Annotated in this window: 18 protein-coding genes and 1 tRNA gene; 12 read left to right on the top strand and 7 right to left on the bottom strand. The window is 56.8% G+C overall.

Annotated features, from left to right (window positions below; translation table 11 throughout):
* Positions 1-2 precede the first annotated feature (2 nt).
* From thrS to D8U69_RS24375, 9 genes are all read left to right on the top strand, one after another.
* Positions 3-1,925: a threonine--tRNA ligase gene (thrS, locus tag D8U69_RS24415; RefSeq protein ID WP_056853667.1), complete on the top strand. Its 1,923-nt coding sequence runs from the start codon at positions 3-5 to the stop codon at positions 1,923-1,925.
* Positions 1,925-2,476 (top strand): translation initiation factor IF-3, encoded by a 552-nt coding sequence (infC, locus tag D8U69_RS24410; RefSeq protein ID WP_169843736.1) that lies wholly within the window; start codon positions 1,925-1,927, stop codon positions 2,474-2,476. The genes thrS and infC overlap by 1 nt, the downstream gene beginning before the upstream one ends.
* A gap of 60 nt (positions 2,477-2,536) precedes the next feature.
* Entirely contained in the window at positions 2,537-2,731 is a 195-nt protein-coding gene (gene rpmI / locus D8U69_RS24405; protein ID WP_002553160.1) for a 50S ribosomal protein L35, read from the top strand.
* Positions 2,732-2,759: 28 nt separating this feature from the next.
* Positions 2,760-3,116, top strand: a complete 357-nt coding sequence (rplT, locus tag D8U69_RS24400; RefSeq protein ID WP_007905879.1) for a 50S ribosomal protein L20 — start codon at positions 2,760-2,762, stop codon at positions 3,114-3,116.
* A gap of 109 nt (positions 3,117-3,225) precedes the next feature.
* Positions 3,226-4,242 carry a phenylalanine--tRNA ligase subunit alpha gene (gene pheS / locus D8U69_RS24395; RefSeq protein WP_056853666.1) on the top strand — a complete coding sequence of 339 codons (1,017 nt, stop codon included), beginning with the start codon at positions 3,226-3,228 and terminating at the stop codon, positions 4,240-4,242.
* Positions 4,243-4,268: 26 nt separating this feature from the next.
* Positions 4,269-6,650, top strand: coding sequence for a phenylalanine--tRNA ligase subunit beta (gene pheT / locus D8U69_RS24390; protein WP_130908338.1), 2,382 nt, complete (start codon positions 4,269-4,271; stop codon positions 6,648-6,650).
* 3 nt (positions 6,651-6,653) lie between these two features.
* Positions 6,654-6,956 carry an integration host factor subunit alpha gene (gene ihfA, locus D8U69_RS24385; protein ID WP_002553164.1) on the top strand — a complete coding sequence of 101 codons (303 nt, stop codon included), beginning with the start codon at positions 6,654-6,656 and terminating at the stop codon, positions 6,954-6,956.
* Positions 6,937-7,293, top strand: coding sequence for a MerR family transcriptional regulator (locus D8U69_RS24380; protein ID WP_003179985.1), 357 nt, complete (start codon positions 6,937-6,939; stop codon positions 7,291-7,293). Before ihfA ends, D8U69_RS24380 begins: the two co-directional genes overlap by 20 nt.
* An 89-nt stretch (positions 7,294-7,382) precedes the next feature.
* Positions 7,383-7,459: transfer RNA gene (locus D8U69_RS24375), tRNA-Pro, on the top strand.
* A gap of 69 nt (positions 7,460-7,528) precedes the next feature.
* Here the strand turns inward: D8U69_RS24375 and D8U69_RS24370 are convergent.
* Positions 7,529-8,647: a tyrosine-type recombinase/integrase gene (locus D8U69_RS24370; RefSeq protein ID WP_241668690.1), complete on the bottom strand. Its 1,119-nt coding sequence runs from the start codon at positions 8,645-8,647 to the stop codon at positions 7,529-7,531.
* The gene (locus D8U69_RS29880) at positions 8,578-8,991 is read right to left on the bottom strand and encodes a hypothetical protein (RefSeq protein ID WP_241668688.1); all 414 of its coding nucleotides are present in this window, start codon (positions 8,989-8,991) and stop codon (positions 8,578-8,580) included. The genes D8U69_RS24370 and D8U69_RS29880 overlap by 70 nt, the downstream gene beginning before the upstream one ends.
* Before the next feature lie 93 nt (positions 8,992-9,084).
* Between D8U69_RS29880 and D8U69_RS24365 the strand changes: the two genes are divergently transcribed.
* Positions 9,085-9,312 (top strand): hypothetical protein, encoded by a 228-nt coding sequence (locus D8U69_RS24365; RefSeq protein WP_241668687.1) that lies wholly within the window; start codon positions 9,085-9,087, stop codon positions 9,310-9,312.
* Positions 9,313-9,362: 50 nt separating this feature from the next.
* On the opposite strand, the gene D8U69_RS24360 is transcribed toward D8U69_RS24365, so the two are convergent.
* The 3 genes from D8U69_RS24360 to D8U69_RS24350 form a co-directional block, all read right to left on the bottom strand.
* Positions 9,363-9,560 (bottom strand): hypothetical protein, encoded by a 198-nt coding sequence (locus tag D8U69_RS24360; protein WP_130908336.1) that lies wholly within the window; start codon positions 9,558-9,560, stop codon positions 9,363-9,365.
* Between the two features lie 49 nt (positions 9,561-9,609).
* On the bottom strand, positions 9,610-10,176 hold the full coding sequence (locus D8U69_RS24355) for a hypothetical protein (RefSeq protein WP_130908335.1): 567 nt from the start codon (positions 10,174-10,176) through the stop codon (positions 9,610-9,612).
* Between the two features lie 73 nt (positions 10,177-10,249).
* Positions 10,250-10,933 (bottom strand): hypothetical protein, encoded by a 684-nt coding sequence (locus D8U69_RS24350; RefSeq protein WP_130908334.1) that lies wholly within the window; start codon positions 10,931-10,933, stop codon positions 10,250-10,252.
* A gap of 498 nt (positions 10,934-11,431) precedes the next feature.
* On the opposite strand from D8U69_RS24350, the gene D8U69_RS24340 reads away from it, so the two are divergent.
* Both D8U69_RS24340 and D8U69_RS24335 read left to right on the top strand, forming a co-directional pair.
* Complete coding sequence (locus D8U69_RS24340; protein WP_130908333.1) at positions 11,432-11,635, top strand: hypothetical protein; 204 nt, start codon at positions 11,432-11,434, stop codon at positions 11,633-11,635.
* A gap of 258 nt (positions 11,636-11,893) precedes the next feature.
* Entirely contained in the window at positions 11,894-12,139 is a 246-nt protein-coding gene (locus D8U69_RS24335; RefSeq protein WP_130908332.1) for a hypothetical protein, read from the top strand.
* Here D8U69_RS24335 and D8U69_RS24330 read toward each other — a convergent pair whose 3' ends face one another.
* Both D8U69_RS24330 and D8U69_RS24325 read right to left on the bottom strand, forming a co-directional pair.
* Positions 12,140-12,634, bottom strand: coding sequence for a DUF4406 domain-containing protein (locus tag D8U69_RS24330; RefSeq protein WP_130908331.1), 495 nt, complete (start codon positions 12,632-12,634; stop codon positions 12,140-12,142).
* 44 nt (positions 12,635-12,678) lie between these two features.
* Positions 12,679-13,629: a phosphoadenosine phosphosulfate reductase family protein gene (locus tag D8U69_RS24325; RefSeq protein ID WP_130908330.1), complete on the bottom strand. Its 951-nt coding sequence runs from the start codon at positions 13,627-13,629 to the stop codon at positions 12,679-12,681.
* Positions 13,630-13,743: the final 114 nt, after the last annotated feature.

Genomic DNA, 13,743 nt, shown 5'->3' with positions numbered 1-13,743 from the left:
CCATGCCAACTATTACTCTTCCCGACGGCAGTCAACGTTCATTCGATCACCCGGTCTCCATCGCCGAGGTCGCCGCATCCATCGGTGCCGGTCTGGCCAAGGCCACCGTGGCCGGCAAGGTCAATGGCAAACTGGCCGATGCCAGTGACATCATCGACAGCGACGCTACGCTGCAAATCATCACGCCAAAGGATGAAGAGGGGCTGGAGATCATTCGCCACTCTTGCGCTCACCTGGTGGGGCATGCGGTCAAGCAGTTGTACCCGACGGCCAAAATGGTCATCGGTCCGGTCATCGATGAAGGCTTCTATTACGATATCGCCTTCGAGCGTCCTTTTACTCCGGACGATCTGGCCGCGATCGAACAGCGCATGCAGCAGCTGATCGAGAAAGATTACGACGTGATCAAGAAAGTCACTCCGCGCGCCGAAGTGATCGAAGTATTCAAGGCCCGTGGCGAAGACTACAAGTTGCGCCTGGTCGAGGACATGCCGAACGAGCAGGCCATGGGCCTGTACTATCACGAAGAATATGTCGACATGTGCCGTGGTCCGCACGTGCCGAACACCCGTTTCCTGAAATCCTTCAAGCTGACCAAGTTGTCCGGCGCCTACTGGCGCGGTGACGCCAAGAACGAGCAATTGCAGCGCGTTTATGGCACAGCCTGGGCGGACAAGAAGCAGCTGGCCGCTTACATTCAGCGCATTGAAGAGGCTGAGAAGCGCGATCACCGCAAGATCGGCAAGCGCCTGGGCCTGTTCCACACCCAGGAAGAGTCGCCGGGCATGGTGTTCTGGCACCCCAATGGCTGGACCCTGTACCAAGTGCTTGAGCAGTACATGCGCAAGGTTCAACGCGACAACGGTTACCTGGAGATCAAAACGCCTCAGGTTGTCGACCGCAGCCTGTGGGAAAAATCCGGGCACTGGGCCAACTACGCCGACAACATGTTCACCACTCAGTCGGAAAACCGCGATTACGCGATCAAGCCAATGAACTGCCCTTGCCACGTGCAAGTGTTCAATCAGGGCCTGAAGAGCTACCGCGAGTTGCCGATGCGTCTGGCCGAATTCGGTGCCTGCCACCGTAACGAGCCATCGGGTGCGTTGCACGGCATCATGCGTGTGCGCGCATTCACTCAGGATGACGCCCACATCTTCTGCACCGAAGAACAGATGCAGGCCGAATCCGCGGCATTCATCAAGCTGACCATGGATGTCTACGCCGATTTCGGCTTCAAAGACGTCGAAATGAAGCTGTCCACTCGTCCGGAAAAACGCGTTGGCTCCGACGAGCTTTGGGATCGCGCCGAAGCGGCATTGGCTGCAGCCCTTGATAGCGCTGGCCTGCCGTACGACCTGCAGCCGGGCGAGGGTGCGTTCTACGGTCCGAAGATTGAGTTCTCGCTGAAAGATTGCCTCGGTCGCGTCTGGCAGTGTGGTACCCTGCAGCTCGATTTTAACCTGCCTGTCCGTCTGGGCGCCGAATTCGTCTCCGAAGACAACAGCCGCAAGCATCCGGTGATGTTGCATCGGGCGATCCTGGGCTCCTTCGAACGATTCGTCGGAATCCTGATCGAGCACTACGAGGGTGCATTCCCTGCGTGGCTGGCTCCGACCCAGGCAGTGATCATGAATATCACTGATAAACAGGCAGATTTTGTTGCCGAAGTAGAAAAAACTCTCAACGAAAGCGGGTTTCGTGCCAAGTCTGACTTGAGAAATGAAAAGATCGGCTTTAAAATCCGCGAGCATACCTTGCTCAAGGTTCCCTATCTCTTGGTTATTGGAGATAAGGAAGTCGAGATGCAGACTGTCGCTGTGCGTACTCGTGAAGGTGCTGACCTGGGCTCGATGCCCGTCGCCCAGTTCGCCGAGTTCCTCGCGCAAGCGGTTTCCCGGCGTGGTCGCCAAGATTCGGAGTAATTATTATTAAGCGTGAAATGAGACAAGATAAACGAGCTGCACCGAAAGCCCCGATCAACGAGAATATCTCGGCACGCGAGGTTCGGTTAATTGGCGCTGACGGCGAGCAGATTGGCATCGTCTCGATTGATGAAGCGCTTCGTATCGCTGAAGAAGCAAAGCTTGATCTGGTGGAAATTTCCGCAGACGCAGTCCCGCCTGTTTGCCGGGTGATGGACTACGGCAAATCGATCTTCGAGAAGAAGAAGCAGATTGCCGCGGCGAAGAAAAACCAGAAGCAGATTCAGGTTAAAGAAATCAAGTTTCGTCCAGGGACGGAGGAAGGGGATTACCAGGTAAAACTGCGCAACCTGGTACGTTTCCTGAGTGACGGGGACAGGGCCAAGGTATCCTTGCGATTCCGCGGCCGTGAGATGGCCCACCAGGAGCTGGGGATGGAACTCCTCAAGCGAGTTGAAGGTGACTTGCTCGAGTACGGTTCGGTCGAACAGCATCCTAAGATGGAAGGACGCCAGCTGATCATGGTCATCGCCCCGAAAAAGAAGAAGTAATCAACAGGGCACGGCAGGCCTTCTGATTATGTTTATCAACTGAATGCGGAGTATCCGAACATGCCAAAAATGAAGACCAAAAGTGGTGCTGCTAAGCGGTTTCTGAAAACTGCTAACGGTATCAAGCACAAGCACGCTTTCAAGAGCCACATCCTGACCAAAATGTCGACCAAGCGTAAGCGTCAACTGCGCGGTAGCAGCTTGCTGCATCCGTCTGACGTGGCAAAAGTCGAGCGCATGCTGCGCCTTCGTTAATTTTAGTCAAGAATAGAGGAAGTAACTCATGGCTCGTGTAAAGCGTGGCGTCATTGCCCGTAAGCGTCACAAAAAAATTCTGAAACTTGCTAAAGGCTACTACGGCGCACGCTCCCGCGTATTCCGTGTTGCCAAGCAAGCGGTAATCAAGGCAGGCCAATACGCCTACCGTGACCGTCGTCAGAAAAAACGTCAGTTCCGCGCTCTGTGGATCGCTCGTATCAACGCTGGTGCTCGTATCAACGGTCTGTCCTACAGCCGTTTCATCGCCGGCCTGAAAAAAGCGTCCATCGAGATCGACCGTAAGGTTCTGGCTGATCTGGCAGTGAACGAAAAAGCGGCGTTTGCTGCGATTGTCGAGAAAGCTAAAGCCACCTTGGCTTAAGTACCCCCGACAGTCACCCGGCCTCACCTCTGTGGGGCCAGGTGTTAAACGTCATAAATAGGGGAAGAGCCTTCAAGCTCTTCCCCTATTTTGTATCTGGAGTCTGTACATGGAAAACCTGGATGCGCTCGTCTCTCAAGCACTAGAGGCTGTGCAAAGCGCTGAAGATATCAATGCCCTGGAGCAAATCCGGGTTCACTACCTTGGCAAAAAGGGTGAATTGACTCAGGTGATGAAGACCCTGGGGAATTTGCCGGCAGAAGAGCGGCCGCAAGTCGGTGCGCTGATCAACGTTGCCAAGGAGCGTGTCACAGACGTTCTCAATGCGCGCAAGGCGTTGTTTGAAGAGGCCGACCTGGCTGCCAAACTGTCCGCCGAGTCCATTGACGTGACCCTGCCGGGCCGCGGTCAGACCTCCGGTGGTCTGCATCCGGTTACCCGCACTCTGGAACGCATCGAACAATTCTTCACCCACATCGGCTACGGCATCGCCGAAGGCCCTGAGGTCGAAGACGATTATCACAACTTCGAAGCGCTCAACATCCCAGGCCATCACCCGGCCCGGTCGATGCACGATACCTTCTATTTCAATGCCAACATGTTGCTGCGCACCCATACCTCGCCGGTACAGGTCCGCACCATGGAGTCGAAACAGCCGCCGATCCGCATCGTCTGCCCAGGCCGTGTGTACCGTAGCGACTCGGATATCACCCACTCGCCGATGTTCCATCAGGTCGAAGGCCTGCTGGTTGATCGCGACATCAATTTTGCCGACCTCAAAGGCACCATCGAAGAGTTCCTGCGGGTGTTCTTCGAAAAAGAACTGGCGGTGCGCTTCCGTCCTTCGTACTTCCCGTTCACCGAGCCATCCGCCGAAGTCGACATGGAATGCGTGATGTGCAGCGGCAAAGGCTGCCGTGTCTGCAAGCAGACTGGCTGGCTGGAAGTCATGGGCTGCGGCATGGTCCACCCGAACGTGCTGCGCATGTCCGGGATCGACCCGGAAGAGTTTTCGGGCTTTGCCTTCGGCATGGGCGTTGAACGTCTGGCCATGCTGCGTTACGGCGTGAACGACTTGCGTCTGTTCTTCGACAACGACTTGCGGTTCCTCGCGCAATTTCGCTAGTCGTAACGAATTCTTAGGAGAGCAGGATGAAATTCAGTGAACAATGGCTGCGTGGCTGGGTTAGCCCGCAGGTAAGTCGCGATGAGCTGGTTGCTCGTCTGTCGATGGCCGGTCTTGAGGTCGATAGCGTTACCCCGGCCGCCGGCGTATTCAGTGGTGTTATCGTGGGCGAGGTGCTCAGCACCGAACAGCACCCGGATGCCGACAAGCTGCGTGTTTGCCAGGTCAGCAACGGTTCGGAAACCTTTCAGGTCGTATGCGGTGCGCCAAATGTGCGCCCTGGCCTGAAGATTCCATTCGCCACCATCGGCGCCGAACTGCCGGGCGACTTCAAAATCAAGAAAGCCAAGCTGCGTGGCGTTGAGTCCAACGGCATGCTGTGCTCGCAAGCCGAATTGCAAGTGGGCGAGGGCAACGATGGCCTGATGGAATTGCCGGCCGATGCGCCAGTGGGTCAGGACATTCGTGAATACCTGAACCTGGAAGACGCCAGCATCGAGGTCGATCTGACCCCGAACCGTGGTGATTGCCTGTCCCTGGCCGGTCTGGCCCGTGAAGTCGGCGCGCTGTATGCCACCCCGGTCACGCGTCCGGTCGTTGCCAGCGTTCAAGCTGTCCACGATGAAGTGCGTTCGGTTGAAGTCCTGGCACCGGCTGCTTGCCCGCGCTACCTGGGGCGTGTGATCCGTAACGTCGACCTGTCCAGGCCTACGCCGCTGTGGATGGTAGAGCGCCTGCGTCGTGCTGATGTGCGCAGCATCGATGCCGCGGTCGACATTACCAACTACGTGATGCTTGAGTTGGGTCAGCCGCTGCACGCTTTCGATCTTGCCGAAATCAATGGCGGCATCCGCGTGCGCATGGCCGAAGAAGGCGAGAAGCTGGTGCTGCTCGACGGTCAGGAAGTCAGCCTGCGTAGCGATACGCTGGTGATCGCCGACCACACCCGCGCACTGGCAATTGCCGGCGTCATGGGGGGCGAGCACAGCGGCGTCAATACCGCGACCACTCGCGATATCTTCCTGGAAAGCGCGTTCTTCGATCAAATCGCGGTTGCTGGCAAGGCTCGTTCCTATGGCCTGCACACCGATGCATCGCACCGCTACGAGCGTGGCGTGGACTGGCAGCTCGCCCGTGAAGCCATGGAGCGCGCCACTGGCCTGCTGCTGGAAATCACTGGTGGCGAAGCCGGCCCGATCATCGAAACCGTGAGTGAGCAGCACCTGCCGTCGATCGCACCGGTGACCCTGCGCGCTCAGCGCATCACTCAAATGCTGGGCATGGAAATGGACCCGACTGAAGTTGAGCGTCTGCTCAGCGCCTTGGGCCTGACCATTACCGCAGACGGGGCAGGGCAGTGGCGCGTGGAAGTGCCAAGCCACCGCTTCGATATCAGCCTGGAAGTCGACCTGATCGAAGAGCTGGCGCGTCTGTACGGCTACAACCGCCTGCCGGTTCGTTACCCGCAAGCGCGTCTTGCGCCGCAAGCCAAGGCAGAAGCACGTAGCGATTTGCCGGAACTGCGTCGTCTGCTGGTTGCCCGTGGTTATCAGGAAGCGATCACCTACAGCTTCATCGATCCGAAACAATTCGAGCTGTTTAATCCGGGTGTAGAGCCGTTGCTGCTCGCCAACCCGATTTCCAATGACATGGCTGCCATGCGTTCGTCGCTGTGGCCAGGCCTGGTCAAGGCGCTTCAGCACAACCTGAACCGCCAACAGGATCGGGTGCGCCTGTTCGAGAGCGGTCTGCGTTTCATCGGCCAGCTCGAAGGTTTGAAACAAGAGCCGATGCTGGCCGGTGTGGTTTGCGGTAGCCGCCTGCCGGAAGGCTGGGCGCAAGGTCGCGAGACCGTAGACTTCTTCGACGTCAAGGCTGACGTAGAGGCTGTGCTGGGCTTCGCCGGTGCTCTGGATGCATTCACGTTCGTGCCTGGCAAACACCGGGCATTGCACCCGGGTCAAACCGCGCGCATCGAACGCGAAGGTCGTCTGGTGGGCTTCATTGGCGCCATCCACCCTGAGTTGTCGAAAACCCTGGGCCTCGATCGTCCGGTGTTTGTTTTCGAGATGGTTCTGGCTGAAGTGGCGTCGGGCAAAATGCCTAAATTCCACGAGTTGTCGCGCTTTCCTGAAGTGCGTCGTGACCTTGCACTGATTGCGCACAAAGACGTTGCAGCCTCGGCTGTATTGGACGTAATCCGTGAAAATGCAGGCGAATGGCTGACAGACCTCAGGCTATTTGACGTATATCAGGGTAAAGGCATTGATCCTGATAGAAAAAGCCTCGCAGTTGGCTTGACCTGGCAGCATCCATCGCGCACTCTTAATGACGATGAGGTGAATACCACGACGCAAAACATCCTCACCTCGCTCGAACAAAGGTTGGACGCCACGTTAAGGAAGTGACGTATGGGGGCTTTGACGAAAGCTGAGATGGCGGAACGTCTGTATGAAGAGCTGGGCCTGAACAAGCGGGAAGCCAAGGAATTGGTTGAACTGTTTTTCGAGGAAATCAGGCACGCTCTTGAAGACAACGAACAAGTCAAATTGTCCGGTTTCGGCAATTTCGACCTTCGGGACAAACGCCAGCGGCCTGGCCGCAATCCGAAAACGGGAGAAGAAATCCCTATCACGGCTCGCCGTGTGGTCACCTTTCGTCCAGGGCAGAAGTTGAAGGCCCGAGTTGAGGCTTATGCTGGAACCAAGTCATAACGACGAGCTACCCGTCATCCCAGGCAAACGCTACTTCACCATTGGTGAAGTTAGCGAGCTGTGTGCGGTAAAACCGCACGTACTGCGCTATTGGGAGCAGGAGTTTCCTCAACTCAACCCCGTCAAACGCCGCGGAAACCGCCGGTATTATCAGCGCCAGGATGTGCTGATGATCCGGCAGATCCGCGCGCTTCTTTACGATCAGGGGTTCACCATCGGCGGCGCACGCTTGCGCTTGTCCGGCGATGAAGCCAAAGACGACACCACCCAATACAAGCAAATGATTCGCCAGATGATCGCTGAGCTGGAAGATGTCCTGGTAGTCCTCAAGAAATAAATTCCTGCTTTTAAATACTTCCAGTTTTCAAAAGCTTGCGATATATTCTTGAGCGTTCCTCGAGACGAGGAACAAGTTTCACGCCTAGTCGGGGCGTAGCGCAGTCCGGTAGCGCACTAGCATGGGGTGCTAGGGGTCGAGTGTTCGAATCACTCCGTCCCGACCATATTTTTCAATGACTTGGCCCAACTCTAACCAGTTGGGCTTTTTCATTGGTGGGGAGTTTTTCGGGACTTCATCCCATTTTCCTTTTCAAGATCGTCAGCACCGGTCCCCGCGAGTCGGTTGCTGATACCATATTGGCAGCTTCAATCAGATGCCCGAGCTCAGCGCCCGAGTAATGACTGGTGATGCTGCCGTTCTTGTGCCCCAGCAAGGCCTTGCGGTCTTCCTGAGTGACACCTGCCGCCCGAAGGCGACGGCCAAACGTATGCTTTAAATCATGCACCCTGATGGATGCATACCCAGGGTGAGCGGGGCGAAGGTTTTCCTCCTGCCAGAGTTTCGCCGCTCTCACCCGCGCCTTCTTCCAAGCCGAGTCGTTCATTCGATGCATGGCGCTGCCCTTGTAAGGAAACACCCACTCCTTGCTCAGGCCTCGTTGCTTATCGATGACAGATTTCGCCACGCTGTTTAGCACGACCAACCGCTCATCACCGTTTTTTACCCCTGACCGTTCGTTTCGGCCCCCGAAGTCGGATGGGATCAGAAACACACTGGTGTCCAACTCCGGCACCGAGATCTCCCAATCCCACCTCAATTTGCAGACCTCCTGCTCGCGACATCCCGTGTTCACCTTGAACAAGGCCATCGTCTGCAGATGTGCCGGCAACTCCGCAAAAAGGATCGATTGCTCTTCCCAAGTCATGGGGTAGGGTTCGCGAACCTTTTTCTTCAAGTCCAGCTTGGCGAGCATAGGCACGGAATCGAGCCAGGGCCTGCGTTCTTCATCCCGCCACTTCCTTGCGCAAAGCGAAAGAACCCGAATCACCCGCTCGATCGAGATGTTGATCGTTCGTGGAGCTACCGGCTTCAGCTGCTTCCCGCACGGCAACTTCATTCCCTTCAAACGATCCTTCACGAACGGCTCAAGCGCCTGGTCATCGATGTGCGTCAACGGCAGATCCTTGAGATACGGGTGCAGGTGTGTCAGGTGATGCGCCGTCAGCTTAATCGAGGGCTGATCCTTGTTCTCGATCAAGAAACGCGTCGCCGCTTCCTCCCAGGTTCGGGTGCGGCGTACTCCGTATACCTTCTGCTGCCGAAGCTGTTCCAGCCGGTGAATCAGGTACTGCTCTGCTTCTTGCCGGTCACTAGTGCCAGTGCTCTCTCGAAGTCGCTCACCTCGGAACACTTTGTCGATTTGCCAGACTCCACCTTTCTGGTAGAGACCGGAGATCGCTTTTCTCGCCATGGTTTACCTCCTTTGGGTTCACCCTGGCGCTCGCTGCGAGGGCGATTGTTGTCCTGATTGGCTGCCTTTTCAATCGCCTTGCTCTCGATGTAGGCGTCCGCCCACTCGTCCAGATCGATCCGATCGAATGCTACGCCCTGTTTCCCAATGGGAAATTCGCGCACGTTCGGCCTGACTGTTTTGTTGAATTCGTCTCGGCACATGCCGAGATAACCAGGGGCATCCATGAAACGGATGAACCGTGGCGGAATACTCGTAGCCTTTGCCGCTGTGGCATTTGCCATGCGTGTGCTCCATGCCGCGCGTGGCGGCAGAAGGTGGTTGATATAGTGGTGCGCGCCTGGTCTAGAGTTGGTCGAGGCGCACTGGATGAGGTGGTGAAATTGTTTTCCAGATATCCCGAACAAAAGCAGGCTCGAAGATGGTTGGGAATCGTCGGTGCTGTCTTCTTGGCTTTGGGGATCTTTCTGATTGCCGTCGAAGCCTTTGGCGGTGTTCTTTTCACCGTGATGGGCAGTGGCTTACTACTGCTGGCGTTTTTCGCGAATCGAAAAACATTCGCTAGAGCACTGCGCGTGCTGGGCTGGTTCAACGGACTTTCATGAGCGGCTGCAATGCTCTCCGTTCACTGGCAGGCTGGTAAGTGTTAGAGGGGTTATGCGAGTTGGGCGTTGAACGCTTCGACGATCGCCGGGGCGCAGAAGGTGATCGGCAGAGCGTCGGTGCTTTTGCCGTCGGAGATAATCACCCAGCCGTCTTTGCGCAGGGTGCAGGTCTCGTTGCCGGTCTGAATGCGGGCGATCGGCAGCCAAGGGAATGGCAGCTTTCGGTTGAGCCAGTAGATCAGCTTCATCGCCGCGGCCCTTTGTAGCAGTACACGTAGGCGAACCAGGCGAGGGCGATCATGGCGTAACCTTCTGGCCGAGCAGCACATCGCTGACGACCTCCCAGAGTTGCGATGGCGACCACTGGAAGCGGTCGAAGTCCGTGTCTGGCTCGACGCCAACGCGGCAGGTTGAGTGGGCGCCGGCCTGCCATTCACCAGTCTTTCGCATGATCGTAGCTACCCGGCCATCACCGCCAGGCTCTGTGCGGTGGTAGACGTACGCGGTGCTGTCGTAATCCTTGCCGGCCGGTACATCAAACGAGGCGACCAGATTGAAGTCGGCGCAGCCGTCCGGGGTCCAAGGGCGTCCACCATTGGCCGTTCGCTTTCCCTCATGCAGGTACAGCATGAATTCGCCGTCATGCTTTTTCTGATAGGCATAGACATGGTTGATCTGCGTTCCCACAAGCACGCGCGACACGAAGTCGAAGCGGTGGTCATGAATTGCGGAATGCTCGAAGCAAGCGCGGCGCGGAAGCTCGGGATGCCAAACATGCAGCCGTTGGTTGCCCTGGAGCTGAACTTGCACGAAGCCCAGGCCGTGCAGGGTGATTTTGTCCGTCATTACGTCATCGATAATCATCCGATCACCGCCTTTATGGTCAGGGCCAATGGAAGCCAGAAGAAGAGGGCGCAGAGGGCCATGCATTTCAGGATCATGGCGTCACCTGCTTGAACTCGACCACCCAGACCCACGGGTTGGCATCCCAGCTGTGCGGTGATGCCTTGTACGCAGCCTCTCCCTTTGGGAACGACCCGCCGGCGACGTGGCACCAGAGTGACTTGAACGATTCCTTTGGAGTGCGCACGCAGAAGGTGCCGTCGCCGCTCAGGTGATAGTTGCGCCAGAACTGATGTGACTCTTCAGTGGTTTTCGGTACCGGGATGATTCCCTCGGCCTGCGCCTGCTCGTCGCTGATGTCCTGTAACCGCTCGACGCGTACCGCGGTGATCTCCAGCAGGATGCGGCTGTCACGGCGGAACATGTGAATGCCCGGTTTCCACGGGCCACCGTAGTCGGTGCGATTGTCGCTCTCGCGGTACACCACCCATTCCTGGTCCGGGGCCTGGGCTACCCGGATGCGCGCCCAGGTCTCGCGCACCCACAGACGGTCGCCGGGCTGGCCATAGGGACAGAAGTCGTTGTAGTAATCGATGCTGTTCGGGTGTAGCGGGCCTTCGCTGGGTAGCTCGTGGCATTCGCCGAGCTGGACGCCGTAACCAATATTTTTCAGCGCTCGCTCGTTGAGTGCCCGCCGCGTGACTGTCTTCCGGCCTTCCAGAATGGCGCGCACCATCGGGGCCGAGAACAAGATCGGCCGTTCCTTTATTTCAGGCATGACTTCGTCCTTGCCGCTATAGCGGCTATGAATTTCACGTAAGGGAGAGGTATCGTTGCAGCCACAAATAGGTGGAGGTGGATGTGGTAGTACACGGAGTTGAATACCGGTTTTGCTGCGCTTCAAGCGTTGTCGAAGGGCACGATGGCCTTGCGATGGAGTGCTGGAGAGGTAATAACGGCCCGTTGTTTGAAATCTTTCGAAACGACGAAACGCTTCGTTTTGAGGTAACCCTGTTCGTACAGGATGTCCCGCTTGAGCTGCTTGAATACGCAGTCCCAATTGCCCGAGAGTGGTTGGGAGATTTTGTACCCTATCCCTGAGACAGAGCCCTTGCCGCTATAGCGGCTGACTTTGAAGGGGGAGGAACTAAAATTTGCCGGTGGTCAGACTGCGGGAATTACTTCTTGCGAACAGTACTCCACCATCTGAGAAGTATTCTCTCGATGGCGATGCGCGCCGTTCGGGACCCTTTCAATCTGTCTCGGGAGAATTCCCATGAGCCGGCGGGAAGAGTTTTTAGAAAAGGCATTGGCGTTTCATCACGAATACAAAAACGCGACATCCGACATGCGAGCAATGATGCGTGACAACCGGGCTGTCGGTCCGGCCTGGGATTTGGCGGTGGCACGACAGATTGCAGCTCTTGATGCATGGATTGAATTGCCCCTCGAATACGAGGATCTCAGCGCAGAAGATTAAGTACTTGTGATTTGCACGGATGCGACTCATTTGGGAGCAGCGATGTTCCGGGATTGGCAAAACGCTTGAAAATTTGCGTGGTCAGTGGACGGATTACCTGAGCGCTATCGCTGAGGCGATGGCTACGTCATAGCGCTGGATAGACAGTCACATCCTAGAAACCAATCGTCAGCTCGCGTGCAAAATTGATTGCAGTAATGTCACAATGATGTCGCATGAAAGGTTCCCGTTGTTCCTTCAAGCTATTTAAGTGATGCCATGCCTCCGATTGAAGATTTTCGTTTTACCGCTCACCACCGCCTTCTTGAAATCGACGAGACTACAAACCGCCTGATGATGCTCGTCATGTCCCGAGAACTCTCAGGCAGTCGATGGGAAGAAGCAGTGTCTCTTCATAAAAGGGCATATGAGGCATGGGCAGCCATGCTCACTCCCGTTGAAATTGACCCGATGCCTATCGTCGATGCCCGCGCTGTTGAAGACTCTGTTCACCTCTCTGATTAGTCAGCTTTCCAACACTGTCAGATCATGGGCATTCACAACCGTCATCCCAAGTCGGTGTGCGATCTGAACTTCAAAGCGGGCGCCTTCCGAGTTTTCCCAGCCGGGCAGCAGCGCGATCATTCCGCACAGACCCAGTCGCGTCAGGTCGTAGGCCATGTAGTCGGCCCACTCGGCGCCGGGGACAATGCCGTGGTCCGCTGGGTTCTCCACCTGATAGCCCTTGGCGCGGAGCGCGTCTTCCGCGGCGTTGAAGGCCGGATAGTTGAAGTCCTTCAAGCCAGTCATGGGGCCAGCCAAGTACAAGCGTTTGGCGCGGGCAACCTTCAGGGTGACGCCAGGCGAAACCACTGCGCTGATCCGGTCAACAGCCCGGTCAATTGGGCCTTGAATGAAAGGCGGCATCGGCTCGTTCGCCGGCGGCGTCGTGGCTGTTAGGGCAGCGATCATCCCAATCAGGGACTCGGTAACTACCGTGCGGATGTTTTCTTTGGGCATGGGGCGTCCTATGCCGGGTCATGCCCGGGCGGTGGAGTGGGGAGTTATTCGCAGAGCCCGTAGGCCGAAGAGCAGCTGTTTTGGCTATCGGTGCGGGCGATCAGATCGACCATGTCGAACTGGCGGCCGCCGCGCGCGGTGTTGCTCCAGTCGACGATCCGGTCAATGCCGTGCGTGACGGCGCTCACCTTGTCATCAGACCTGACCGTGGGGTCGGTCACGGTAGCGAAGAACGTCGCGGCGCCACGCTTACTGGCAATGCTGACCAGTCGCTCCCACTCGCGAACTCGGTCAACTTCCTCTGGCCACCTGGCTGCTATCTGCCTCAGCTCATCTTTTGCACACATGATGCAGGGCATGCAGCCAACTCTATTGCAGCCTTGCAAGTACAGCGGGTTAGGTTTGATGCCGGCGGCGCGGTGAGCTTCGAACACTGAATCGACAGTCCATTTCAGGATCGGTCGGTAGTTAAATAGGCCGCCTCCAACCTCGTCGCACTCTGGTAAGTACTTGCGAGCCGGCGACTCATCGGCCCGAACACCTTGCCAGGACAGCAACATGTTTTCGCCGTCCATGAGCGGCAGGTAGACCTGTTCGATAATTGGATTTCGCTTGAGTTCGTCGGTGCAGAAGCGCGCCTTGGTGCTGGGGAATCGGCCTTTCCACAGGCACAAGTCCAAGAATGGGTTGCCGGTAGGGTGCAGAACTTCCAGAGCACGCAGCACCACGGATTCCGCCACACCTTCCTCGCGCCATTTGGTCTCGATGAATTTGCGCTTGCCGGCGATCTGCCTGGAGAAGTCTGCCTTCACACAGCGGATGGGAACGCCAGTGGCTTCGGCCAGGTAATGGATGTAGTCATATGTCTCTGGATGCTCATGCCCGGTGTCAGCCACTACTGCGCTGAGGTTCGGCACCTCTAGCTCGCGGGCGACCAGCAGCGTAGCCGTGCTGTCTTTACCGCCGCTCATGCTGACGATGTTGTGAGTAGGCATAGGGGGTCCTCGCCGGCTGGCGTAATTCGTTAAAGTGGAATTAGGTCTACGCTTAGCGCGTCATACAGAGGCGTGTTTTATGAGCAATTGCGAAAACAGGGAGCTGGGAATGTC

The organism is Pseudomonas sp. Sample_16 (assembly GCF_004307665.1).
Taxonomy (GTDB): Bacteria; Pseudomonadota; Gammaproteobacteria; order Pseudomonadales; family Pseudomonadaceae; genus Aquipseudomonas.
The sequence above is the reverse complement of the archived record's forward strand: the minus strand, read 5'-3'. Positions and strand labels throughout refer to the sequence as shown.

Coding starts and splice junctions, on each gene's coding strand:
- thrS (WP_056853667.1), top strand. CDS start 3: ATGCCAACTATTACTCTTCCCGACGGCAGTCAACGTTCATTCGATCAC.
- rpmI (WP_002553160.1), top strand. CDS start 2,537: ATGCCAAAAATGAAGACCAAAAGTGGTGCTGCTAAGCGGTTTCTGAAA.
- rplT (WP_007905879.1), top strand. CDS start 2,760: ATGGCTCGTGTAAAGCGTGGCGTCATTGCCCGTAAGCGTCACAAAAAA.
- pheS (WP_056853666.1), top strand. CDS start 3,226: ATGGAAAACCTGGATGCGCTCGTCTCTCAAGCACTAGAGGCTGTGCAA.
- pheT (WP_130908338.1), top strand. CDS start 4,269: ATGAAATTCAGTGAACAATGGCTGCGTGGCTGGGTTAGCCCGCAGGTA.
- ihfA (WP_002553164.1), top strand. CDS start 6,654: ATGGGGGCTTTGACGAAAGCTGAGATGGCGGAACGTCTGTATGAAGAG.
- D8U69_RS24380 (WP_003179985.1), top strand. CDS start 6,937: ATGCTGGAACCAAGTCATAACGACGAGCTACCCGTCATCCCAGGCAAA.
- D8U69_RS29880 (WP_241668688.1), bottom strand. CDS start 8,991: ATGGCAAATGCCACAGCGGCAAAGGCTACGAGTATTCCGCCACGGTTC.
- D8U69_RS24360 (WP_130908336.1), bottom strand. CDS start 9,560: ATGAAGCTGATCTACTGGCTCAACCGAAAGCTGCCATTCCCTTGGCTG.
- D8U69_RS24355 (WP_130908335.1), bottom strand. CDS start 10,176: ATGATTATCGATGACGTAATGACGGACAAAATCACCCTGCACGGCCTG.
- D8U69_RS24350 (WP_130908334.1), bottom strand. CDS start 10,933: ATGCCTGAAATAAAGGAACGGCCGATCTTGTTCTCGGCCCCGATGGTG.
- D8U69_RS24340 (WP_130908333.1), top strand. CDS start 11,432: ATGAGCCGGCGGGAAGAGTTTTTAGAAAAGGCATTGGCGTTTCATCAC.
- D8U69_RS24335 (WP_130908332.1), top strand. CDS start 11,894: ATGCCTCCGATTGAAGATTTTCGTTTTACCGCTCACCACCGCCTTCTT.
- D8U69_RS24330 (WP_130908331.1), bottom strand. CDS start 12,634: ATGCCCAAAGAAAACATCCGCACGGTAGTTACCGAGTCCCTGATTGGG.
- D8U69_RS24325 (WP_130908330.1), bottom strand. CDS start 13,629: ATGCCTACTCACAACATCGTCAGCATGAGCGGCGGTAAAGACAGCACG.